Here is a 26,478-nt window from a genome sequence, read left to right on the forward strand (position 1 = left end):
GCAGTAGAAACCCGTCCCGTAGTTGAGGGGGGCGCGCAAATTCGGCTCTCGTCCGACAGGGCGGATCTGCGGCAACATCCCCCAGTTAAGGGTGGCAGATGCTTAGTGGACTTTGCGGCACGTTTCGACGCTGTGCAACAAGCCCGCTCTGTGGACCCTCGAATCGCGGCGAGCCACCCGAGGTCTTCCTGATGCCGAGGGTGAACGATGGGCCCTGAGGGCTCTTGCATCAGGCGTTCCCGCAGGAGACCGCCATGCAATGGCTGCGTCAGCTCACGAGCCGCCTCACCCAATCGCAACACGCCCGTCGGGCCCTGGCACTGAAAGCGGCTCGGCCGCTCCAGCGACAGCAGGCCCTGCGGCTGGAGATGCTGGAGCCGCGCATGCTGTTGTCGGCCACGCTCGACGGCGCGGGCGTACTGAATGTCACAGGGACGGCGGCGGCCAACACTGTCGTCATCGAGCAGCTCGCCCAAGCCGCCGACGGCAGCGCCACGATCCGGGTCACGCTCGACGGCAACCTCCTGCCGGACTTCACTGGCGTCAACTCGCTGGCTGTCAACACACTCGATGGCGACGACGCCGTGCGGCTCGCCAGTGAAGTGTCGGTGCCCACCAGCCTGGTCGGTGGCGCCGGGAACGACGCCTTCTTCGGTCCCGATATCGACACGCAGTGGACGGTGTCCGGCGCCGGCATCGGCAACGCCGCCGGTGCGGCCTTCAGCGGGTTCGAGCGCCTGGTTGGCGGCAGCGGGTCCGACAGCTTCACGCTGGAAGTCGGCGCGGCGCTGTCTGCCGGCATCGCCGGTGGGGCGGGCAGCGACGGCATCGTGGCGTCTGAAACGCAGTCGCACAGCTGGCTCATTGACAGCCCCGATGGCGGCATTCTGGATGGCACCCTGGGTTTCCAGAGCATCGAGAACCTGCTCGGCGGGAAGTTCGATGACAGCTTCCTGCTGGCCGCCGGTGGTTCGATCTCGGGCGCCATCGACGGCGGCGTGGACGATGCGCAGGCCGCCGTGGCGGCGGTCGACACGCTGAGCTTCGCCGGCCGTGGCACGGTCGTCAACGCGCGCCTCGGCGGCGATGCGCCCAGCGCCACCGATGTGGCCGCATTCCAGGGGATCGAGGTGCTCGTCGGCGGCAGCGCCGCCGACACCCTGACCGGCCCCGACGAGGGCCGCGTCACATGGACGGTGCGCGGCGCCAACAGCGGCGACGTCGGCGGGCTGCGGTTCAGCAGTTTCGAAAGCCTGGTCGGTGCCGACCTCACGGCCAGCGACCTGTTCGTGTTCGAGGCGGCCGGCTCGCTGAGTGGCAGTGTGGCCGGTGGCACGGGTACGTTCGACAGCATCTCGGTGCAGAACGGCGTGGGCGGAGACTATTCCGTCTTCAACCCGGCCGCACCCGACGCGGCGGGCACGCTGGCGCTGCATGGCAAGTCCATCGTGTACAGCGGCATCGACCGCCAGGACTTCATCGGTGGCGACACCTTCAACAAGATCATCTACGGCTCGGTCTTCAATGACCGCATGGTCATCGAGGACGCCAGCACCTCGACCACCGGCCAGATGCGCGTGAGCTTCGTCGGCCTGAACTTCTTCGACGGCGTCTTGTTCAGCAATGGCGTCGTCTTTGACAACCCGGCCGACTCGCTGTCGGTCTACGGCCTGTCCGGTGCCGACCAGATCGAGATCAAGTCGCTCGACGCGCTGTTCAGTGCCGACCTGCGCGTCTACGGCAGCCGTATGCCGCTGCTGGCCAGCCTGGCCCAGGTGCCCGAGGACGACCCCTTCATCGATAGCGTCAGCATCAGCGGCAGCATCAACACCCAGGGAGGTTTCCTCGACATCTGGGCCGACCGCATCGCGGTGAACCCGGGCGTGGTGGTCGACACCGGCAATGGCGACATCGTGCTGCGTGCCCGCCTGACGGGGCTGGCCGACCTTGAGAATCTGCTGCCGGTGCTGGGCACCTCGCGCAGCGTCGACATCGACGTCGGCGCGAACGCCACGCTCAAGGGCGGCGGCATCTACCTGATCGCCCAGGCCGAGGACAAGAGCACGGCAGACGCCGCCGGCGTGCCCAAGGAAGTCGACAACTTCATCATCTCGCCGCTGCAGGGCGTGCTGGCCGACATGTTGGCGTTGCCGGTGAAGCTGCTGGTGAAGAACTCCAGCGCCACCATCACGCTGCACGAGGGCGTCCAGATCGAGGGCGGCAGCACGGTGGGCATCTACGCCACCGCCGCCGCGGCTGCAGCGGGCGTGGCAAAGGGCAGCCTGTTCAGCGTGGGCTACACGCGGGCGGTGGCGGATGCGCGCATCGACATCCAGACCGGGGTGCGCATCACCTCGGGCGCTGCGGTGGTCATCACATCCACCGGTGAGGCCACTGCCGCCATGAACGCGTCGACCGAGCGCGAGATGGACAGCACCCAGAACCCGGGCCAGACGCAGATCGCGCTGGCACTGGCGGTCAGCGACGCCAACGCCACCTCGCGGGTGACGGTGGCTGCGGGCACCCACATCGAGGCCGCGCTCACGGCCAACATCACCGCCAAGGGTGGCACGAGGTCCGAAGCCGAGGCCGAATCGGGCATCTTCGCCGACGGCAAGGCAGGCCTCGCCTTCGGGTTGAATTTCTCCAAGGCCGACATCCGCACCAGCGTCGACGGCACCGTCATCGCCCACGCCGATCCGGTGCTGGGTTACACGGTGAAGATCGAGATCGACCCGCTGGCAGGGCTGAACCCCGATGGCACGCCGCAGGTCGGCTATGTCGACTACGCCAATGACCGCATCTACGTCGGACCGAACGCGCTCGTCACCGAAGACACCATCAACTACACCAACCGCCGCGGTACCAGCATCGGCGGGCTCGTTGACGGCCGTACCTACTACGTCATCACCAGCGGTGACGGCTGGATCAAGCTGGCCGAGACGGAGACGCAGGCGCTGCGTGCCGCGGCCGGCGTGGAGGCTCACAACATCGTCGACCTGCGCACGCAGAACCTGCCGGCGACGGAGAACAACACGCATGTCTTCGGCGCCGCCGACGTCAGCGGCGCGGCCAGCACCATCACGCTGAACCGCAACGGTGCGACGGTTTTCAACGCTTTCGAACTCGGCCAGGCCGTGGTCTACAAGGCGCCGGTGGGCGGCACCGCGATCCCCGGGCTGGTCGATGGCGGCACCTACTATGTGGTCGCCAGCACGAACGAGCAGAACCTGCAGGGCAACTCGCGCTTCGCTGACACGCAGGTGCTGCGCCTGGCCGAGAGCGAAAACGAGTCACGAGCCGGCGTCTTCATCGATATCGGTGCGGCCACTGGCAGTGGTCATCAGCTGTATGCGAAGCACGTGCTCGACTCGGGCTTTGCCACCGGCATCGGCGTGGTCGCCCAGCTCGAGGCCGACGACAAGGCCACCGCCAGCGCCGGCCTGAACAGCGAAAGCCCCGACCCGAAGGGCCTCATCGAGAAACTCAAGGAGGTGCCCGGCAAGCTGACGCCCAACCTGGGCGACAAGCTGCTGCAGGGCCTGACCAAGGGCTACCGCGACGCAGCCGGCAAGCCCCAGGCCGGGGCCAGCGGTCAGTTCTCCGTCGCCGGTGGCCTGGCCTTCACCTTTGCCGACCATGTGGTGACCAGCGACGTGCTGTCCAACGCCGTGCTGAAGTCGAACGAGGACCTCGAAGTCAAGGCGCTGGTGACGCAGAAGTTCAATATCGGCGCGTCCAGCAGTACCAAGCCGCAGCAGCAGGCCGGCGGCGGCAGCGCCAATTCCAGCGCGCCCAACAATGCCAGCGTGGCGGTGGCCATCAACGTCACGAACAACACGGCGTTGGCCACGGTGCACGGCGGGGCCAAGCTCGACGCGCTGCGCGCGTTGCGCGTGATCTCCGACGTCAGCTACCCGATCCTGACGCGCTTGGACCAGTTCATCCCGCTGTCCTGGGGCGAGCTCACCGACTCGATCCGCACCGAGGGCTACGGGGCGATCACCAAGTACCTGAACTTGAACCTTGGCGCCAAGGACGCGTTCTTCAACACCTGGACGGCGGCCACTTCCGAGGCCGACAACATCGGCATCGCCGGCTCGGTGTCGGTGCTGGTGTTCAAGAACCGGTCGGAGGCCGTGGTCCGCGGCGGCGCACTGCTGAACCAGGACCGCCCATGGCGCGACGCCGCGCTCAACCCGCATCCCAACCAGGACAACGCACCCGGCCCCGATGCCGACGGCGCGGAAGGCGAGCAGGTGGTTTCGGTGGAGGCCACCAACTACCAGCAGACCATCAACATGACGGGCGTCTTCTCGCTGCCCGACTTCTCGTTCGACGTGAACCCCCAGGTCAGTGTGAGCGAGTTCCTGCCGTTGCCGGTGCTGAAGTGGAAGGCCAAGAAAGAGCTCAGCCTCAACCCGTCAGGGGTGAACGGCGGCAAGGGCGGTGCCGGCGGCGCCATCTTCATCAGCGTGCAGGACAACACCACACACGCCATCGTCGAGGATGGCGCACGCGTGCACAGCGGCCTGGATGGCGGCTTCAACATGAAGGCCGAGGAGGCGATCCTCAACGTCAACCTCGCGCAGTCCTGGGCCAACGGGAAGACTTTCGCCATCGGCGGCACCGTGCTGTACGCCGGCCAGACGAGCGATACGCTGGCGCGGCTGGGCGCTGCGGCCATCGTGACCGGCCGCGACGCGCGCCTGTACGCAGGCGATCTGACGACCAATGTCACCTGGGCGGGCGGCATCGCCGCGGGCGAGTCCCTGGGCGTGGGCATTTCAGTGGCCGTCAACGACCTGAACCGCACGACGCGCGCGCTGATCGGCGCTGCGGACGCGGTTGCCGGCAACCCGGTGGCTGCAGCGACCAGCATCGACGTGGCAGACGGCGTCAGCACGCTGGCCAAGATCGACGGCGACATCTGGGCCTTCACCGTGGCGGGTGCCGTGGCCAAGGCTGAGAGCGACGCGCCGGCCAACCCGACGGCGAAACAGACGCCGCAGAGCCCGACGCAAGGCCAGGCGGTACCCGGTGTGCCGGCCGCGCCGGCCGGCTCGGCGGGGGCGGGCGGCAGCAGCGACGAGCCCAAGGCCGGCATTGCCGTGTCGGGCGCGGCGTCGATCAACCTTGTCAACGACCAGGTGCAGTCGTCCATTGCCGACGCCGGCCAGGTCAAGGCCGGCTTCGTGGCCGTCGACGCCGAGAACAACCTCGGCATCCTGGCCGTCACCGGCAGCTTGGCCTTCGCCAAGGTGAACAGTGGTTCTGCCGCAGTGGCGCTGGCTGGGGCCTTCTCGCTGAACCGGATCGACAGCGACACGCGCGCCTCGGTGCAGGACACCGGCTTCACACTCAGCGGCAACGCCCGGGGCGAAGCCACCAGCCTCGACACGCTGCGTGTGCGTGGTGACAACCAGTCGCGCATCTTCTCGCTGGCCGCTGGCGGCGCCGGCGCCGTGGCCTCGGGCCAGAGCACCAGCGGCGGTGGTGGCGGAGGCGGCAGCTCCGCAGCGGTGGCGGTGGCCGGCTCGGTGACCGTCAACCTCATCAGCGGCGACACCTCGGCCTATTACGGCTACAGCACCGCCAAGCTGAGCGTGGGCGACGCCCGCGTGCTGGCCAGCGACACCTCGCTGATCACGGCTGCCGCGGGCGGCCTGTCGTTCTCGTTTGCCAGCGGCCAGCAAAGCAGTTCGCTTGCCGTGGCCGCGGGTGTGTCCGTGGCCGTGAACATCATTGACGGTGGCGCCAGGGCCAACGTGGCGAACGCCTCGCTGACGTGGGCCGATGGCGCTGCGGGCAACCTCACGGTGTCGGCCACCAGCGCGCAGAAGATCGGCGCCTATACCCTGGCAGCGGCGGTGGCCGGTGCCATCGGCGGGCAGGGCGGCGGCGTTGCAGCGGCAGGTGCGGGTTCGGGCTCGGTCAACCTGATCGATGCCGACACCGAGGCCAGCGTACGCAACAGCACGGTGAACACCGGAGCCGGGTCGGTCAGCGTGCTTGCGGCCGACAAGACCTCCATCCAGGTGCTGGCCGGCGGCATCGGCGGGGCGCTGGGCTACTCGTCCACCTCGAGCGCCGTCGGCATTGCCTTCGGCGCTGCATTCGCAGTCAACAGCATCGGGCACAGCGACACCAATACCGTGCTGGCCGAGGTCAGCGGTTCGCGCGTCGAAGGTGGCGGTGATGTCACGGTCGATGCGCAGTCGCTGGCTAAGATTTATGCGCTCACACTGGGCGTGGCGGGTAGCGCCAGCGTCTCGGGCAGCGGTGCGGCCCTGGCGGGCAGCCTGGCCGGTTCGTTCAGCTACAACCGCATCCGCAACAGCACGCAGGCCAAACTGCGTGGCAACAGCAGCGTCGACGCCGGTGGCAGCGTGGCCGTCACCGCCAGCGACGACAGCAGCATCAGTGCCGACGCCGGCGGCTTCGCGGTGGCCATCGCCGCGAGCGGCGGCAGCGGCGGCATCGGCCTGGCCGTAGGTGCCGCCTTGTCGATCAACGAGATCGCTGGCGCCGTGCGGGCCGAGATCGACGCCAGCACGGTCGAACACGTCAGCGGCCTGACCGTCACCTCGGCGTCCACCGGCAGCATTGACGCGCTGAGCCTGGTCGGCAGCTTGTCGGCGGGTGTCGGCACCGTCGGCGTGGCCGTGGCAGGCGCCGGCGCCGCGTCGAAGAACGAGATCACGCGCACGGTCGAGGCGCGCATCAACGCGTCGTCCACCACGCTCGACAGCGGCAGCGTCACCGTCACTGCCACCGACAGTTCAGAGATCGACGCCGACTCGGGCGGTGCCGCGCTCGCCATCGGTGCGGGTACCAGCTCGGCGGGTGTGGCGGTGGGTATCGGCATCGGGCTGTCGGTCAACAACATCAGCAACACCATCACCGCCGCCATTGACGGTTCGACCGTGCTCGCCAGGGGCGGCGTGCGCGTCGAGGCCGAATCGGCAGCGTCGATCCGCGCCTATTCCTTCGGAGTTGCCGGCGCCGTGGCGGCCGGCACCAGCGCCGGCATCGGCATCGCCGGGGCCGGTTCAGGCTCGGGGGGCTACATCGCCAACATCGCCACCGCGCGCATCCAGGGCAGCACGGTGACGGCCGGCGGCCCGCTGACCGTGCGTGCCACCGACAGCGCCGTCATCGACACCATCGCTGGTGCGGGCGCGCTGGCGGTTGGCGTTGGTGGCAGCGTCGGTGTTTCGGTGGCCATCGGCATCTCGATCGCCCTCAACGACATTCGCAACAGCACCAGTGCGTTGGTCGACAACAGCACCATCCTCGACAGCGGCAGCGTGCTCATCGACGGCGCGTCCACCTCGAAGATCACGGCGCTGACCGTGGCCGGCGCGGCCAGCGTCGGCGTCGGCGTCGACGTGGGCGTGGCCATCGCCGGCGCCGGCGCGGTGTCGCTCAACAACATCCACAACACCGTGCAGGCCACGGCGCAGAGATCCAGCTTCCAGTTGCGCACCGGCGCGGACTATGCAGTCACGGCGGCCGACAAGGCCGCGCTCAAAGCCGATGCCGCTGCCGTTTCGATTGCGCTGGCCGGGGGCATCTACGCCGGCGTCGGTGCGGCCGTGGGCGCCTCGGTGGCGATCAACGAGATCGGCAACACGACGAGGGCGTCCGTGCACGGCGTCAATGTCACCTCGCGCAACGGCGGCACTCTGGGCGCCGTGCGTGTGGCGGCTGATTCCGACGCCAGGATCGACGCACTGTCGGTCAGCGCCGCAGGTGCCGCTTCCGTGTCCCTGTACGCCGCCGTGGCTGTCGCCGCTGCGGGTGCCGTGTCGCAGAACGCGATCGCCAACACGACGCAGGCCACGGTGTCCGACAGCGTTTTCGCCCGCTCCGGCAGCGTCACCGTGAGCGCCGTCACCGACGCCGCGATCCTGTCCAACGCCGTGGGCGCCTCGGTCTCGGCGGCCGTGGCGATCGGCGCCGTGGCCGTGAGTTTCGGCATCGCATTCGCCGACAACCACATCGACAACGTCACGCTGGCTGCAGTCGAAAACACGGGCTTCGACAGCGTGGGCACCATCACCGTCGAAGCGGACTCCGGCGGGCGCATCGACTCACTGGCCGTGGGCGCCTCGCTGGCCATCACGGTGGCCATCGGCGCGGTCTCGCTTGCCGGGGCGGCCAGCGTCACCAACAACACGGTGAGCAACGACACGCAGGCCCTGGTGCTCTCCAGTGCACCGGGTCTCGCCTCGCCCGACGAGGGCCTGCGCGCCACCGGCAACATCAGCGTCAGCGCCAGTGACGACACCGGCATCAAGGCCGAGAACGTGGCGGCAGCGCTGGCCATCGCCGTGGCCATCGGCGGTGCGGTGGCCATTGGGGCTTCACCGGCCACGAACGACATCGACAACCGTGTGCGGGCCAACGTGGACGCATCGAGCCTGCAGTCCACCGGCGGGCGTGTCGACGTCGATGCCACCTCGGCGAACCAGATCGAATCCTTGTCGATGGCCATCGCGGTGTCCGGCTCGGTGGGCGCAGCGTCCGGCGCCGGGTCGAGCGCGAAGAACAACATCGGCGGCAGCGGCAACGCAGCCACACCGCACCTGACCGAGGCGTCGATCACCGGCGGCTCCTCGGTGCTGGCCGGCACGGCGCTGGGTGTGGCGGCCGCCGACCGTTCCGACATCTCGGCGTTGGTGGTGGCGGCAGCGGCAGCGGCCGCCGGCGGCGGCATCGCGGTGGGCATCTCACTCACCGACAACCAGATCGCGGGCAGTGTCACGGCCCTGGTGGCCGATTCATCGGCCAGTGCGAGCAGCGGCGACGTTTCGATCACGGCCTCGGCGGTGCAGACCATCCATGTGCGCTCGGTCGGTGTGGCGGCAGGCACCAGCCTCGGCGCCACCGGTGCCCAGGCCAGTGCAACGATCAGCAACATGGTATCGGCGACGGCCCGCGCGGTGACGCTGTCGGCCTCCGGCAAGGTAGTGGTCAAGGCCAGCTCCGACCAGTTCGTCCGTGCCGAGACCGACGGCGTCGGTGTCGGCTCATCGGGCATTGCCATCACCCTGCCCAGCACCGACATCGGCGGCAGCACGCTGGCTGCGCTGGGCGGCGCCAGCAGCATCACCGCAGGCGGCGGCCTGGAGGTGAAAGCCGACTCGAAGTCGGAGGCCGAGGCGCAGTCGATTGCGTTGACGATCGGCGTGGCCGGCGCCACCGGCGTCGGCGGCGTGACGCGCATCCACCGCATCACCGATGCCCACATCGGTGCCGACTACACCGCGGCCTCGCCCACGGCCAGCAGCATCACGGCCACCGATGTGATCATCGACGCCACGTCCGTCGCCACCGCCATCACCAATGCCTATGGCGGCGCGGGAGCGGCCATCGCCATCGCAGCCTTCGTGCCGGCGGCGACCATCGACGGCGCCACGCGCGCCTACGTGGGCCGCGCCACGACGCTGAATGCGCGCTCGCTCGACATCGACGCGAAGTCGACCGAGCGCGCCAGGACCGACGCCGTCATCGTCGGCGCAGGCGGCGCCACGATCACGGTCGCGAAGTCCGACGCCGTCATCCGCAGCGAGACCGAGGCCTTTGTCGGCGCCCAGCGCACCGGCCCGGCGGGCGGCAGCGCGGCGACCTTGCGCCTGGACCAGGCCGCCACGGTCGACGCCGTCAACGATTCCCGCGCCGAGTCCACCATCACCGGAGTCAGCGGCGGCCTGATCACCGTTTCGGTGTTGAACCCGAGCGCCATCGACAGTGCTGCCGTCCGCGCCTATGTCGGGCGCAACGCCGACCTGCAGGCCGGCACGCTGGCCGTGCGCGCCGACGCCACGCTGCGCACCGATGCCAACGCCACGGCCTTCGGTTTCTCGGCACTGGGCAGCGGAGCCGGTGTCGCCACAGCGTCGACCATCGACGGCCCGGTCGAGGCCTGGATCGGTGGTCGCCAGGGCGAAGGCCTGGCCGGTGGCACGACGGTGGTCGATGTCAGTGGCGGCGTCGTCGTCACCGCCGAATCCGATGCGCTGGCCGTGACGGACGCGTCGGGTGTCACGGTGGGCCTGGGCGTGGCCATCTCGGCCATGGTGCCCAAGGCCACCGTGGCCACGCAGACCGCGGCTTGGGTGGGTTCAGGTGTCACCCTCGAAGCCGACACGCTGGACATCAAAGCCACGGTGCAGCAACGCAGCGCGCAGTCCAGCACCAACCTCATCAACGTCAGTCTGGGCCTCGACGTGGGCGTCACCTCGGCAGTTGCCGAGGTCTCGGGCGCGGCGAAGGCCTTCGCCGGCGGCAGCGCCAGCACGCTCGGCGTCGCCGGCGCGATGAAGGTCACGGCCGAGACCGCCCTGGGCACCGCCAGCGCGCGCACCCAACTGGGCGGCGGCGGCACCATCAGCGTCCAGGTGGCGCTGGCCAGCGCGTCCAACGACGCCAGCACCCAGGCCTGGATCGCCGACGGCACGCAGATCACCGGCGCCGCCAGCGTGGCGGTGAAGGCCGACTCCAAGGACACCGCCTACGCCACGTCCAACGTCGCCAGCGGCGGCGTCATCAGCGGCCGCGGCACCAAGGCGCAGACCTCCGTGACGCCCAGCACGCAGGCCTGGGTGGGCCGCGACGTGCGCCTGGACACCCGCGGCGCGCTCAGCATCGACGCCATTGCGCAGACCGCCGAAGGCGATGCCAGCGCCACTGCGGCCGGAGGCGGCCTGATCTCGATCGGCGCCGCGGTGTCAGACATCACCATCCGCCCGACCGTGCAGGCCTGGATCGGCGGTGGCAGTACGCGCATCGACGCCGGTGGCAGCGTGGCCGTCAACGCCGAACTGCGCCAGCAACAGGGGGGTCTGCAACTCGACGACAACCTGGCGCACAACGGCGTCAGCATCGGCAACGACACGATCAGCTTCACGCGCCACGGCCTGGCGACGGGAGACGTCGTCACCTACGACGCCAACGGCCAGACCGCCATCGGCACCGCCAGCGGCCCGCTGGTCGGCGGGCGTGACTACGGCGTCATCGTTGTCGACGCGAACACGCTGGCGCTCGGCGCGGCTGCCAACGGCACCGCAGTCGACACCAGCAGCCCCTTCCCGCTGGGGGCGGGCGTCTCGGGCGTGGACACGAACCGCGACGTCATCGTCTTCGGTGGCCCGCACAACCTGGTCACCGGCGACCGCATCATCTACAACGGCGGCGGCGCGGCCGGCAACATCATCGCCCCCGGCTCGTATCTGGTGCGCGTCATCGACGACCGCACCATCAAGCTCGACACCTCGCTGGCCACACCGGTGAGCTTCATTGCCACGCAGGGCGGGCTCATCAGCGGCGGCAACCGCCTCAACCTTGCGGGCTTTGCGAACGGCGATCTCGTCACCTACCGCGCCCCGGCCACGGCGGGCTTCAGCAGCGCCGCAGTCGACCAGGCCGGGCCCAATGGCCAGGGCGAGTTCACGCCTAGCGACAACAACGAGATCTACATCAAGAACCGCATCGACACGAATGGCGACGGCGCGCCGGATGTGGATGTCGGGCATGGCCTGGCAGACGGTCAGATCGTCACCTACCGTGCCAATGGGGCAGCCATTGGCGGCCTTGTCGACGGGGCCAGCTACAAGGTGGTGCGCGTCGACGACTTCCGTCTCAAGCTGGCGGGGGCCACCCAGGCGACCGTGGCCGGCCTGGTGTTCGCCCGCGTCGCCAACGCACCCGACACCTTGACCCGCACTGTGGCCAGTGGCAGCTGGATCACCGACGGTTTCACCGCGGGCCAGAAAATCGTCATCAGCGGCACGGGCAGCAACAACGGTGAACGCACCATCCTGGCGGTCACTGCCACCCAGCTCACCTTCGCCGGGGACGTGTTGACCAACGAGACCGTGGCCGGCAACGCCACGCTGCGCACGGCCGACATCCTGCTCGACCCCAGCACCTCGCCTTCCAGCGTGCGCCACCTGCTGGTGCCGCAAGCGCTGGGCGGCCTGCAAAGCGGGCTCAACTACACGGTGGTCAACGCCTCCGGCGGCAGCTTCCAGCTGCAGGCTCCCAACGGCGTGGTGGTGCCTTCCATCACCGTTGGCAACGCGCAGGGCACCCACCAGTTGGGCAAGGAAGGCCTCGCGCTGAGCGCCAGCGGCGGCACAGCGCTGAATCACGGGTTCCGGCTCGACATCAACAGCACCACGGCCAACGCCGTCAACCTGCTGCTCGGCCCCGGTGGCGTGTCACTGCGCCAGGTCAGCCCGCCCACGGGTGACGGCCAGTCGTCGTCATCCGCCCGCGGCAGCGGCGGCGCCTTTGCCGACGTGCAGGTGCCGCAGGCCACGGCCACATTCTTCGGCGACGTGCAGGCCTCCATCGACGCCGACCGCGTCCGTTCCGGTGGCGACGTCAGCATCACGACGCTGTCGGCGGCCTCGGTCACGGCTTTCGGCAACAGCCGCTCAGGCGGCTTTGTGCAGGTGGGGGTCACCAACGCCTCAGTCAATTACGACACCCGCAACAACGCCTACGTCGGCCATGCCGCGCCGGGCGTGGCGGTGCGCAACATCGCTGACGAAGGCGCCAATCCGCAGATCAACGCCAGCGGCGTGAACATCGAGGCCGCCGGCGATTTCCGCATGCGCGCGATCACCGACGCCACTACCGGCGCCACTGCCTCGGGCAAGGGCGGCGGCTTCATCTCGGTGTCGAATGCGACGGCAGAGAACGACATCACGGCGCGCACCAACGCGATCTTCGGCAGCGGCGCCACCGTCGCTGCCCGCACGGTCGACGCGCTGGCCCAGGCACGAAGCCTGCGGCCCACAGCCACCTCGGAAGCCACCGCAGGCGGTTTTGCCGGCGGCGCCACCGCGACAGCCGACAACGACATCACCTCCAGCACCCTGGTGCTGCTGGAAGGCACGGCAACCGGGCTGACGGCCATCACCGGCCGCCAGGGTATGGACATGGAGGCTACGCACACCACGGTCAACGCGGTGCGCAACCCCAGCGGGCGCTGGTACGGCTTGTTCGGCGGCTCCTCCGAGCCGGGAGACAACTCCGGCACCGTGAAGAACCTCATCGACGGCGACGCAGGCGTGGTTGTCACCGTGGCGCCCCGCCCCGGCAGCAGCACCAGCAGTGCGGTGCCGACCAGCCCGCTGGATGCTGTGGGCGGCTTCAACAGCCTGGCCCTGCTGGGCAAGGCCAACAACGGCGCCATCAGCAACGGCATCGAGCAAGACCGCCGCGCCGTGCGTTGGGATTCCGACATCGTCGTCGGCGCCGGCCCGGCGCCCGACCTTTATGTCAATGCCGACGGCACCATCCGCCGCGCCGTCAACGTCACTGTCAACGGCACGGTGCACCCGGCGCCCGGCAGCGCCACCGGCGCTCAAGTCGAGGTCGGAGACATCGCGAACGCGCGCCTGGGCGAGGTGGTGTTCCAGGCCCTGGGCGACATCGTCGGCGGCCAGCAGATTGGCAGCCACTACTGGGGCACATTCACGTTCGCCAACGGCTTCGACTCGGTGCGCATCACTAACGCATCGGACAGCCCGCTGCTGATCAACAACATCGATCTCATCAGTGCCACCGGCACCCCGCGCGTGCACCTGGACAAGGGTGGTCAGTCCGTCGGGCTGAACTTCAAGCTGCTGCAGACCTACGAGCCGGCGCTGATCGACATCCGCAACCTGGGTAGCGGCGACATCACGCTGCGCCACGGCAAGGCGATCAACAACCCGATCGGCCAGACGCGCATCCTCAACACCGGCGGCGGCATCGTCGCCGAAGACGGCGCGAACGCTGGCAGCACCTATCTCATCCGCACCGGCACGCTGGGCAACGAGTTCACGGTCACCGCGCCGGCCGACTTCGAGGGCGAAACCAACCGCCGCTACGAAGGCCTTATCAACCTTTCCAGCAACGGCGCTGCGCCCGACACGCTGACGCGCCAGGACGGCGGCAACTGGCTCGCCGAGGGCTTCGTCGTAGGTGATCTCGTCAAGATCGAGGTCGCCGGCCAGACGCCGTATGTGGTGCAAATCGCGGCCTTCAGCGGTGGCAACCAGCAGACGGCGGTGCTGAACACACTGGAAGCGGTGCTGCCGCAGACGGCCCAGGCGCTGGTCAGCCGCTTTCACGGCATCGACGCCAAGGGCTCGGTTGGCTCGGCCGCCGCGCCGGTGCGTGTTGAACTGATCAACGCACCGACGCAAATGTCGCAGGCCTGGGGTGAGGCGGGCATCGACCTGTTCCTCGATTTCAGCTCGCGCTTCCGTGGTTTCAGCCCTGACGCGAACGGCGTGCTGCCGCTCGTCACGCCGCGTGTCGATACGCTGACAGCGGGACGCGACACCCAGGTGCGCCTGGGCCAGAGCGTCATCGAGACCGGCCGCGCGGCCGGCAACGGCGTGCTCGTCACGGTGCAGGGCCGCGGTGCGCCTGAGAGCGCCGTCTACTACAACTTCTACCGTCCCGACGCGCTGGACGCCCAGGGCAACCCGATCCGCTCGCTGTACTCGCAGGCGGCCATCGCCACCGGCGCGGCCACCGCGGTGGACGCCACCTGGACCTTCGGCCTGGCCGAAGCCGGCAGCTATCTGAGCATCAGCGCCGTCGACAGCAGCGATCCCGACGCCGACACGCGTGTCGTCAACGTGCTGGGCGTCGGCAACATCGAGGCCGGGGGCCGCTTCGTCGACATCGTCACCAACGGCTTCATCGGCAGCGCCGCCAACCCTTGGCAGGAAATTGTTGCGGTCGACGCCACCGACGGTGACGATCTGCGCGTGGGCAGCATCCGCAGCACCACCGACAGTGTCTTCCTGCTGGCCCCGCGCGGCTTCGTCGATGCCGACCCCGCCGACAACGACCTGACAGCACTGGCCGACATCAGCGGCGTAGCCATCACGCTGACCGCACAGACAGGCGGGGTGGGCAGCGCCGCCAACTTCATCGAGACCAACCTCATCGACAACGTGGCCAGCGGCCTGCGCGCCGGCGCCAGGAGCGGTGCGCTGACGGTGACCGCCGAGCGCTCGGTCTACAGCGAAGAGATCGCTGGCGACCTGCGTGTACACAGCGTGCTGGCGAACCGCGGCAACGTGTCGCTGGCAGCCCGTGCCGGCTCCATCGTCGACCAGCGGCCGGATGTGGACGCCGATGGCGAAGACCTCGCCAACGTCACGGCGCTGCGTATCGACCTGGCGGCACACGCGGGCAGCGTGGGCCGCGCGGGCGACGATTTCGACGTGAACAGCGGCGTGGTCGCCAGCGCCTATGTGCGCGACGGCCGCGTCTACGTGCAGGGCGACACCGGTGTCTACCTGACCGAGACCGACCGCGAGCTGAACCTGCTCGCCGCACGCTCGGCGCTCGGTGACGTGCGCTTGACCGTGCCCGACACGACCCTGACGCCGATCTTCATGAACGGCGACCCTTCACTGGTCACGATGACCGGCGAAGACCTCTACCTGCTGGTCAGCGACGGTGGACAGGGCGCCCAGATCAGCCAGGGCGCTGGGCTCACGGTGAGCGCGGGCGAAGTGTTGGCCTACCTGAGCGTCGCGCTGTGGGTGGGCGACAACGTGGTGACGAACTCCGTCAACCGTGTGGTGGCCGGAACAGGCATCCAGATCCGTGGCGACGAACGCCGCCGCGCCGATGGCAGCGTCGACCCTGTCGACCGCGATATCGGCTTCGGCAGCACGATGTTGCTGCGCGGCACCATCGGCATGACCGGTGCGCCGCTGGATGTGACGCTGGCCAACCCGAACGCCAAGACCTTCACCCAGATCTTCGGCAACAACGACACCGACACCTTCCTGTTCTTTGAGACCGACCTCGACGCCAACACCAGCGCCTTTGGCAGCGCCACGGCCACGCCGGCCGGCGGCACCCTGCCCAGCGCCAGCAGCGACGGCGAGGACCGCTTCATCGTCACCCGCCTGGGCTCGATGCACGTCGACCGCGACGGCCTCGGCGACACGCTGACGCTCGACGGCCAGGCCGACACCGACAGCTATGTCGTGCAGACCACCGGCAGCCAGGGTCAGGAGCGGAACTATGTCGTCAACGTGCTGGACACCGGTGCGCTGAATGACGGCGTCGACGTGCTCAGCGTCTTCGGAGTCGACGGCACCGAAGCCGACGGCAGCACCGACGACATCTTCCTGCTGCGACGCGTCGACAGCATTCCGTCCGAAGCGGCCACCGCGCCAGCCTTTGTGGCGCTGCTGCACGGCACGCTCGACCAGGCGCGCACCCCCAGCGCCGACGGCAACGTGCGCCCGCAGGCGGTGCAGCGCGTCAACTACGACGCCAACCTCAACGGCCGCCTTCAGGTCTACGGCGGCGCCGGCAACGACTTCTTCGCCGTCGACGACAACAGCGCCACCACCACGCTGGACGGCGGCAGCGGCCAGGACGTGTTCCAGGTCGGTCAGATCTACGGCTCGCAGCGCATCGCGGGCAATGTCTCGGGCACGGATGCTTTCACGACCATTGCCACCACGCGTGGCTATGTCAGCCGCGGCGCGTCCATGCCCATCGTGGCGCAGGGCGGCAGCGGCGACGACAGCTTCACCGTCTACAGCAACAAGGCCGAACTGCGCCTGGAAGGCGACGCGGGCGACGACCTGTTCATCGTCCGCGCATTCGCGCTGGCCCAGGTCGACGCCAACGGCAACATCCTGCTGGACGCCAACGGCGTGGCCGTCCCTCTGCTCACAAGCGATGTCTCCACCGCCGGCCAGATGAACGTCCGTCCGGGCGACGGCAACGACACGGTCCAGTACAACATCAACGCCCCGGTTTCGGTGGACGGCGGCAGCGGCTTCGACAAGCTCGTGATCCTGGGCACCGAGTTCCCTGACAACTTCGTCGTCACCGAGGAGGGCGTGTTCGGCGCTGGCGTCAACGTACGATTCCAGAACATTGAAGTGCTGGAAGTCGACGGCCTGGAGTCCGACGACGACTTCTACGTGCTGGGCACGCCGGTGGGGGTGATCACCCGCCTCATCGGCGGCCTGGGCAGCGACAGCTTCAACGTCGGTGGCGACGTGGCCGAGCCCATCGTGATGCAGCAGCTCGAAGGCGGGTCCAGCGCCATCGGCCACAGCGTCAGCGCGCCGGGCAGCGTCTACGACGGCCTGGCCGTTGACGGCATCGACCCCACCGTGGCGCAGGCCAGTGCCGGCGCGGTGGTGATCCGCGAAACCCACGGCAGCACCGCAATGCAGGAAGGCGCCACGGGCGACGCCCTCAGCGCCGACAGCTACTTCGTGCGCTTGGCCACCAAGCCCGCTGACGGCGTGGTGGTCTACGTTACCGTCTCGGCCTCGCGTTCGAATCGCGAAGAGCAGGGCGCCGGCGGAGATTCGATGTGGCTGGCGCGCACCCTGCCTTCGAGCTTCACGCGCAGCGTCACCATCGACGGCCAGGGGATCGACACCCCGGATCGCGCGTTGGTGCTGACCTTTACCGCCGCCAACTGGGACCAGGAACAGGCCGTCCACGTGTATGGCGTAGACGATGCGCTTGCCGAGGGCGAGCGCACGGTCACCGTCAACCACAGTGTGCGCGCCGTCGTCGAAGACGCGTCGCTGGACAGCGCCTCCAACAACCAGGCGGCCTCGCTGGCGACGTTCGACTTTGCCAAGGTGCGCAACGTCGAGGTGAGGATCGTCGACGACGACGCGCCGGTGCTGATCCTCACCCAAAGCGGCGGCTCCACGCTGGTGCTGGAGGGCAGCCTGGCGCCGGACGCGCAGGGCTTCACGCCGGGCATCGCCGACAGCGCGAACCTGCGCCTGGGCCAGGCGCTGACGGGCAGCCAGACCGTGACCGTCACGCTCAGCTACGACGCACAGCAGCTGGTGCTCTCGGGCGCCGGTGTCACCGTGCTCGGCGGCGGCCAGGCCACCGTCGCCTTCAGCGCGGCCAATTCGGCCAGCGGCATCGAGATCTTCTTCAGCGCCGTCGACGACGGCACCCGCGAAGACTTCAAGCGTTCCTTCATCAGCGCGGCGGTCACGGCCCACAGCGGCGCGCTGGCCTATGCCGGCCAGCTGGCGCAACTGGCGGTCAGCGTGTACGACGACGACGCCCCTGGCGTGCTGGTGCTGCAGAGCGACGGCTCGACCCAGGTGCTCAAGGACGACCCGGCGACGCCGGGCGACCAGTCGGTCAACGACTCCTACACCGTCCGTCTGCTGCGCGCGCCCGCCAGCAGCGTGGCCATCGCCATCAACACCGACGGCCAGGTGCTCACCGAGCCGGGCTCGCTGGTCTTCGACAACGCCAACTGGTACCGGCCGCAAACCGTCACCGTCAAGCCCAATGCCAGCTTCAACCCCGCCGGCCTGTCCATCGACCCCACGACGCAGAAGGTGTGGGCACCGCAGCAACATCTGCTGAGCAAGCTGGGCGGCCCGCTGGCCATCGTCGGAGGCCCGATGGGTGAACGGGCGCTGACGCAGGCCATCCTGCAGCCGGCGGAGAGGAACGTGGCGCTGCTGCAGATCGGTGTCCAACCCGACGAGCGCGATCAGATCGACACGTTGAACATCTTTGATGACAGCAGCCAGGAAGATAAGGTGGGCGTGCTGAGCAGCACCGGCCTCACCGGCTTCGGCCTTCCGCCCAGCCTGGTCGTCGGCGCCAACCCCTTCGGTGAACCCGGGGTCTTCCCAGGCGGCATCACTTGGGGCGACTCGGCCACCGGCAAGTCGGGCATCGAAGTGCTGAATCTCCTGATGGGCCAGGGCAACGACACGCTCACCATCACCGGCACGCTGGTGCCGACGGATGAAGGTCGCGACGCGCTGCGCGGCCCGGCGCGCCACGGCACGCTGACCACCGTGCACGGGGGGGGGAACCTCGACCTGACGCCAGGCGGCAGCGCCATCGTGGGCGACACCATCACCGTCACAGGCGGTGGTGGGGCGAACTCGCCACTGGTGATTTACGGCGACACCTCGCAGGACGGCACCTGGTACAGCGGCCTGACCAACCTCACCAGCCGTATCGACAACCTGGTGCTGGGCGCCAAGCTCTTCGACCAGGTCGGCACGGCCGACGACTTTTTCCGCTTCCCGCGCGCCAACCCCTTCCTGCGCGCCGGCAACGATGTCATCGACGCCAGCGCATTGTTCAGCGGCGCCGATGTCGAAACCACGGTGCTGGGCATCGCCATCTATGGCGGAGCGGGCAACGACACGATCATCGGCAGCGGTGCCGGCGACCACCTGGCCGGCGGCTCGGGCGACGACATCATCCGCGGTGGTGGCGGCGTCGACCTGATCTACGGCGACAGTGGCTTCAACGTCGACCCCATCACCCGCACGCTGGTGATGGTGACAGTCGATGCCGGCGTGGGCACGCTGGCCTTCGGCCCGGTGCGCGACGAAATGGTCTCGGGCAAGGACACGCTCTCGGGCGAGGCCGGTGCCGACATCATCTTCGGCGACCACGGTGTCGTGAACCAGATCGTGCCCCGCGGCACGGTCTACCCGAACTACGCCGCGGCCGCGGGCCGCAGCGCCGTGTTCGGCTATGCGACGGGCAACGCCAGCAACCTGCAGTTCCCGAACGTGGCCAGCGACAAGCTGCTGACCACGGGATTCATCGACTCGGTCGCGTCCGAGCAGTTCGCCAACGGCGCGGCCGACCTGATATTCGGCGGAACCTCCGGCGACCTGATCCTCGGCGGCGGCGGTGGTGACGAGATTCACGCCGGCGGCGGCGACGACCTGGTTTTTGGCGACCAGGGCCTCGTCCAGGCGACTGGGGGTTTCTTCGTTTCCCTCCAGAGCCTGCCGCCCATTGCACCCGAACTGCGCCCGGCGAGCCAGCGCTCGGTGGAGTTCACGGCCATCAACACCACCACCAACGTCGGCAGCGGTGACGACCTGATCTATGGTGACGACGGCAGCGACGTGCTGCTTGGCCAGCAGGGCAAGGACACGGTCTTTGGCGGCGGCGGTGACGACATCCTGATCGGCGGCAGCAACGTCAGCGGTGCACTCGACGGTGACGACCGCCTGGATGGTGGAGCCGGCTTCGATGTGATCGCCGGCGACAACGCCGATATCTACTTCCGCCCCGACAACCTCGACGTCCGCTTCGCCACGCTCACAGGTGCGACGCTGTACAGCGAGGTGCCGGGCGCGACCGAAGGCGTGTCGCGGACAGTGTCGGTCGATGCCCAGGGCCGGCCGCTGAACGCCGACCCCGATGGCGTGCTGCCAGCCAATGCCTCCGCGCAGCAGCCCATGCACCGCCAGTACCGCATTCGCCTGCTCGACCACAGCGCCGCGCTCGAACAGCAGCCGGCCAACGCCGACGTGCGTGTCTGGGGCAACGACTACATCGCCGGCGGGTCCGAGGATGACGAGATCTTTGGCCAGCTCGGCAACGATGCGATTCAGGGTGACGGTTCCATCCTCGGCAATCAAGTCGGCGCCAGCATCAGCAGCGGCGGCGCGCTCATCCTTCAGGCCTCGGTGGAGAACAAGGCCACCGACGGCGACGATTACATCGAGGGCGGCGGCGGCAACGACGTCATCTTCGGCAACCTCGGCCAGGACGACATCATCGGTGGCAGTTCAAGCCTCTTCGGCCTGCTCACACCCGAGCAGCGTCCCGATGGCAACGACATCATCTTCGGCGGCGCTGGCACACGCATCGAGCGCAACGATCTCGGCACGGGCGGCGATTCGCGCGCCAGCCTGATTGCCGAACACGCCTTCGACGCCGACGTCATCACGGGCGACAACGCCGTGATCCTGCGCATCCTGGGCGCCAACGGCCGGCCGCTCACCTTTGCCTATGACCAGACGGTGGACATCGGCAACGACCCGGCGAACCCGCGACGCACCGAGGCACGCGGCGCCGAGCGCGTGGTGGTCCGCACCTTCGACCTGCTTGACTACACGCCGGGCAACGACGCCGCGGGCATCGGCGGCAACGATCTGGTGAAGGCCGAAGACGGCGATGACATCGTGCACGGCGGCCGGGGCAACGATGTGCTCTACGGCGATGGCTGGGACGACGACCTGTACGGCGGCACCGGCAGCGACCGCATCTTCGGCGGCAGCGGGGAAGACGGCATCGTGGCCGACGACGGCCGCATCAGCACCAGCCGAAACGGGGTGGCCGAGCCGCTCTATGGCATTGCCGTCACCACCGAGCGCCTGATCGAGCTGCCGGGCCCCTTCACGGGCGCCTGGGTCGATCTCAACGGCTACCTGAAGAAGACCGTCAACCTGCTGGCCTGGGAACAGGGCGGTGACGACGTGGTCTATGGCGGCCTGGGCGACGACTTCATCCACGGCGGTGCCGGCGACGACGCTCTCTCGGGGGCCGAGGCGCTGCAGCCCTTCTTTGACGACGTGCGCGCGGCCACCGCCGCGCCCTTCCGCTACGACCCCGTGACGCGGAAGATGGACTTCTACGACGCCGACCGGCCGATGCTGAAGGTGGCGGGCTTCCTGTTGAACTTCGACGCCTTCGACCGTGGCGTGCTGATCGAGGACGGCAAGGACCAGATCTTCGGTGACCTGGGCAACGACGCGCTGTTCGGCGGCACCGGTCACGACCGCCTGTTCGGCGGCCTGGGTGACGACTACCACCAGCTCGACGACAACCTCGACACCAACGGCGGACTCAACGACGAGACCGACGACGCCACCGACGTGCAGAACACCGCTGGCGCGGGCGACTTCGCCTACGGTGGCGGCGGCTTGGACGTGTTGATCGCAAACACCGGCCACGACCGCATGTTCGACTGGACAGGCGAGTTCAACAGCTTCATCGTGCCGTTCAGCCGCTTCGGCGCGCCGACCATCAACCGGCTGATCTCGCCCGCCACACTGCTGTTCATCACGGATCTGGCCACCGCCGGCGGTGCCGACCGGTCGCTGGCCGAGCCCAATGGCGAGATCGGCCTGGTGACGCAGCGCGACCCCGAGTGGAACGACCAGCACGGCGGCCCCCGTGACCCGCAGCCCGGCAACGGGCGTGCGCGCTACGACGACAGCGGCGGCAAGGAAGACGACCGCACCCTGGCGCCGCTGCAGACCCAGCACGGCAGCACGCCCAGCGGCGGCGTGCCCGGCACACCCGATGCAGCGGTGATCAACATCGAGAGCGCCATCAACGCCGTGGCCGCGCTGACGCCCACGGTGGCCGAGGATGCCGACCTGCCGCCGGGTCCGGCGCTGACGGCCGGCGCAGCGCTGACCTTGACATACCTGGTGCGCAATCTGACCCCCGACGGCTCGCCGATCTTCAACCTGCGTCTCATTGACGACGCCGGCACGCCGGGCAACCTGGCCGACGACTTCGTGCCGGTCTACGTCAGCGGTGACGATGGCGACAACGCGTTGGAAGCAGGCGAGGTGTGGCTCTACGCCGCGCCGGCCGGGCTCACGACGCAAGCCGGCGCGCAGCGCCATCAGGCCACCGTGCGTGGCACTTCGACGGCGGGCGACGCCGTCGAGGACGGCGACCTTGTCTACTACAACGGCTCCGGTACACCGCTGCCGGGCATCCGCATCGAGAAGGCCATCAACGCCGTCAACCCGCTGGCGCCGACGGTCGCTGAGGACGCCGACAGCGCCCCCGGCCAGACGCTGGCGGTAGGCACGCCCGTCACCTGGACCTACCAGCTCATCAACACCGGTGCCGAGGCGCTGGAGATCACCTCGCTAAGCGACGACTTCGGCACGCCGAGCGTGGCGGGTGATGATTTCGCACCCCTGGCGGTGACAGTCACGGTGAGCGGTGCGGCTTTCAACGTCGGCGACAGCGACCGTGACAACCTGCTGGACGCGGGCGAAGTCTGGCTGTTCACCTCGGCCGGGACCTCTGCCGGCGGCTACAGGGTCGTGGCGGGTGCCTACAGCAACCTGGCCCGCGTCAACGCCATGGGCGTCAACTCGCGCGCCACCGTCAGCGACGACGACGCGGCCCACCACTTTGGCGACCAGACGCCGGGGGTGGTGGGCGTGCGGCTGGAGAAGGCCGTCAACGCGGCCAACCCCAACGCGCCCACGGCCTACGAGGACGCCGACTTTCCCACCGGGCCGATCGTGTCGGTGGGCAGTACGGTGGTCTGGACTTACCAGGTCATCAACACCGGCAGCGTCGCTTTCGCGGTGACCCAGCTGCGTGACGACGCCGGCACCGGCCTCATCACGTCCGACGACTTCACGCCTGTGGCCGTGCTGGCCGCCGGAAGCAGCTTCAATGTCGGTGACCTCGACCGCGACGGGCTGGTCGACGTCAACGAAGTCTGGCTCTACCAAGCCACTGGCACCGCGCTGGCCGGGCAGTATGTGAACAGCGCCCGGGTCGTGGTGACGGAAGCCGTCACCGGCGCCACGGCTACGTCGACCGATCTGGCCCACCACTACGGCAGTGCACCGGGCCTGGTGGTCGTGAAGGCAGTCAATGCGGTCAAGCCCCTGACACCGACGACAGCCGAAGACGCCAACAGCCCGACCACGCCGGTGGTGCTGGCCGCCGGCGCCACGGTGGTCTTCAGCTATGCGGTGACCAACACCGGCAACGACGCGCTGGCCACGGTGACGCTGGTTGACGACGCGGGCACCGTGGGCCTCACGACCGATGACTTCGTGCCGGCGCCGGTGACCGTTACCGCGGGCGGCAAGGTCTACAACACCGGCGACTCGAACAAGAACGGCCTGCTCGACCGCAACGAGGTCTGGCTCTACACCGCCACCCGTACCGTCGGGGCAGGCCTCGTCACGAATTTTGCCAATGTCAGCGCGGTGAACACGCGCACGCAGCTGACCTTGCGCGACGACGACCCGGCGAATGTCTTTGGTGCCGTGGCGCGCATCGACGTCGAGAAGGCCATCAACGCCGTCAACCCGGCGCGCCCGACTGCCGCGGAGGATGCCGACGACCCGGCCCGCCCGGTCGTGCTGAACCAGGGCGCCAGCGTCACTTTCACCTACCTGCTGAGCAACACCGGCAACGGCGCCCTGGCGGTGAACTCGCTGGTCGACGACGCCGGCACACCCGGCTCGACCTCGGACGACTTCACGCCTATCGCGGTGCTCAGTGGCGCCTACAACGTGGGCGACACCAACCGCAACGGCCTGCTCGACGTGGGTGAGGACTGGCGCTACACCTCGGCCGCAAGCACGGCGCTGATGGGCCTGAACACCAACACGGTGAAGGCCACCGCCACCGACGGCCGCACCGGCCGCACCGCGGCCGATACCGACGCGGCCAGCTACCTCGGCCAGGCCGGCGCCGTGCGCGTTGAGAAGGCGATCAACGCCGTGCACGTGACGGCACCCACACGCTATGAAGACGCCGATGCCGCCACCGGCCCCATCCTCACGGTGGGCTCGCCCATCGTCTGGACCTATCTGGTCTACAACCAGTCGGCCACGGCCCTCGACTTCATCGACCTCGTCGACTCCGACGGCTTCCGGCCGGTGCTGGTGGGCGGCGACGTCAATTCCGACGGCCGGCTCGACGTCGACGAGGTGTGGCTCTTCACGTCCAGCGGCGTGGCCGGTGCGGCGAGCGCAGCGCTGGCGGGGCAGCAGTCCAACACCGCCACCGTGCGGGTGGCCGACGACAGCGGAGTGCGCTACACAGACGACGACCTGGCCTACTACTTCGGCACCACGGTCACGGCGACGACGTCCATCCGCATCGTCAAGGCGATCAACGCAGCCAACCCCGCCCAGCCGACCGTGCAGGAAGACGCAAACAGCGCCGACCAGCCCGTGGTGCTGACTCAAGGTGCGGTGCCGACCTACACCTTCCAAGTGACGAACCTGGGCGCGCAGGCACTCAAGGACATCGTCATCACCGACGATGCGGGCACAACCGTCACTGGAGACGACTTCAAGCCGGTGCCGCTACGTCAGGGTTCGAATATCGTCGGTGATGCCAACAAGAACGGCCTGCTCGACTCCGGCGAGACCTGGCTGTACACCTCGGCCGGCGTCTACACGGTCGCGCCGGTGTCGGGGGCCTATGTCAACGTGGCGCAGGTGACGGGTACGAACGTCGTCACAGGCACCACGGTTCGCGACGACGATGTCGCGCACTTCGTGATCGGTTTGCCCGTGCACACGCAAGGGCGCATGACCGGGGGCGGCAGCGTCTACACGGAAGACGGCATGCGCGTCACACATGGCTTCGAGCTGCATTGCGACATCGACATCGGGCCGAACAACCTGCAGGTCAACTTCGACCGCAACAGCTTCCACCTCGAGTCCCTGATCTCACTCACCTGCTATGACGACGCGAACCTTGACCCCCTGCCGCGCCCGGCGCCGTTCGACACCCTGATTGGCGTGGGCACCGGCCGCTTCAACAACCAGCAGGGCTACACGATCCGCTTCACCTTCACCGACAACGGCGAGCCGGGCAAGACCGACTTTGCGCAGATCGAGATCCTCGACCGCCAGGGCAACCGTGTGCTCTTCGTGGCCGGCAACCTGCACAACGGCAACCACCAGGCCCACCCGGAGAACAAGACCGTCAAGCTGCAGGCGGCTGCGGCCCCGATGCAGACGAAAGCCCAAGGGTCTGCTTTGGATGAGACGCAATGGTTGCAACCGGTCGCGCAAGCTAGCAGCGAATGGGCAAATGCCAGGGCAAGCGCTGCGCAGATCGCGCAGCCGGGCAGCGTGCGCTACGCCACTGCCGACATGCCGGGTCTGGTGTGGGGCGAGAGGCAGGGCGATGTGGTCACCATCGACAGCCACGCTGCCGAGTGGGGCGGGTCCGTCGACCGCACGCCGCGTGACGCGAGCGAGTTCCGTCAAACATCCAGAGGGCTCCTCGCAACGGCCGGCCCGGCCGCCGGGCGCATGGACCTGCTGAGCGTGCTGATACATGAACCAGGCCATGTGCTCGGACTGGCCCACACCAGCGGAGGCGCGATGGAGAGCCAGCTGCTGGCAGGGGAGCGCGTCCTGCCGGCAGGTGAGCTTTCAAGCCCGGCGAAAGCTGACCAGGGCATCGCCGCGACGTCAAGCATGCTGGCGAGCGACGCGCCCAGCATTGACTGGTCCGCTCGGCCCGTGGTTGAGGCTGCCGGGCTGCTGCCGGCAGCGCGGGGCAAGAGCCAGAACTGGCAGGACCGTTTCGTCAACCATGGCGGCGTGGAGGTCCAGCGACTTAACCCGAACGCGTCGCTGCGCCTGCATCTGGACACGGCACACAAGGTGGCCAACACGCTTTCGGCTAGGGCGCACTGACCGCGGCGGGCCGCCGCCAGAGTCCCTAAGGCCTGTTCATTTCGCTAATAGGCGCGGCGAGGGCATGCACGACCCGACCTGCGAGGCCGGCTTGGGTTGGTGCCTCCAGTTCGCGCTGGACGCAAGCGGTCGTTGGGGGGCTTGACTGTTCAGCTGGATCCTCGCCGCGCGCTTGCGCACCTCGAGCGAGAACTTGTTCGATTTGCTCATGGCTCGATCCTCTCAGAGTGTT

General features: G+C 68.6%; 1 protein-coding gene. It reads left to right on the top strand.

Annotation, left to right across the window (positions count from 1 at the left end; genetic code table 11):
• The first annotated feature begins 254 nt into the window (after positions 1–254).
• Positions 255–26,246 (top strand): hypothetical protein, encoded by a 25,992-nt coding sequence (locus tag ACT6S0_RS00285; protein WP_444761960.1) that lies wholly within the window; start codon positions 255–257, stop codon positions 26,244–26,246.
• Positions 26,247–26,478 lie beyond the last annotated feature (232 nt).

The sequence above is a fragment of the Roseateles sp. genome (genome assembly GCF_052436255.1).
In the GTDB taxonomy this organism is placed as follows: domain Bacteria; phylum Pseudomonadota; class Gammaproteobacteria; order Burkholderiales; family Burkholderiaceae_C; genus Pelomonas.

Bases quoted from the DNA above. Each gene is read 5' to 3' on its own strand.
- ACT6S0_RS00285 (WP_444761960.1), top strand. From the start codon at position 255: ATGCAATGGCTGCGTCAGCTCACGAGCCGCCTCACCCAATCGCAACAC.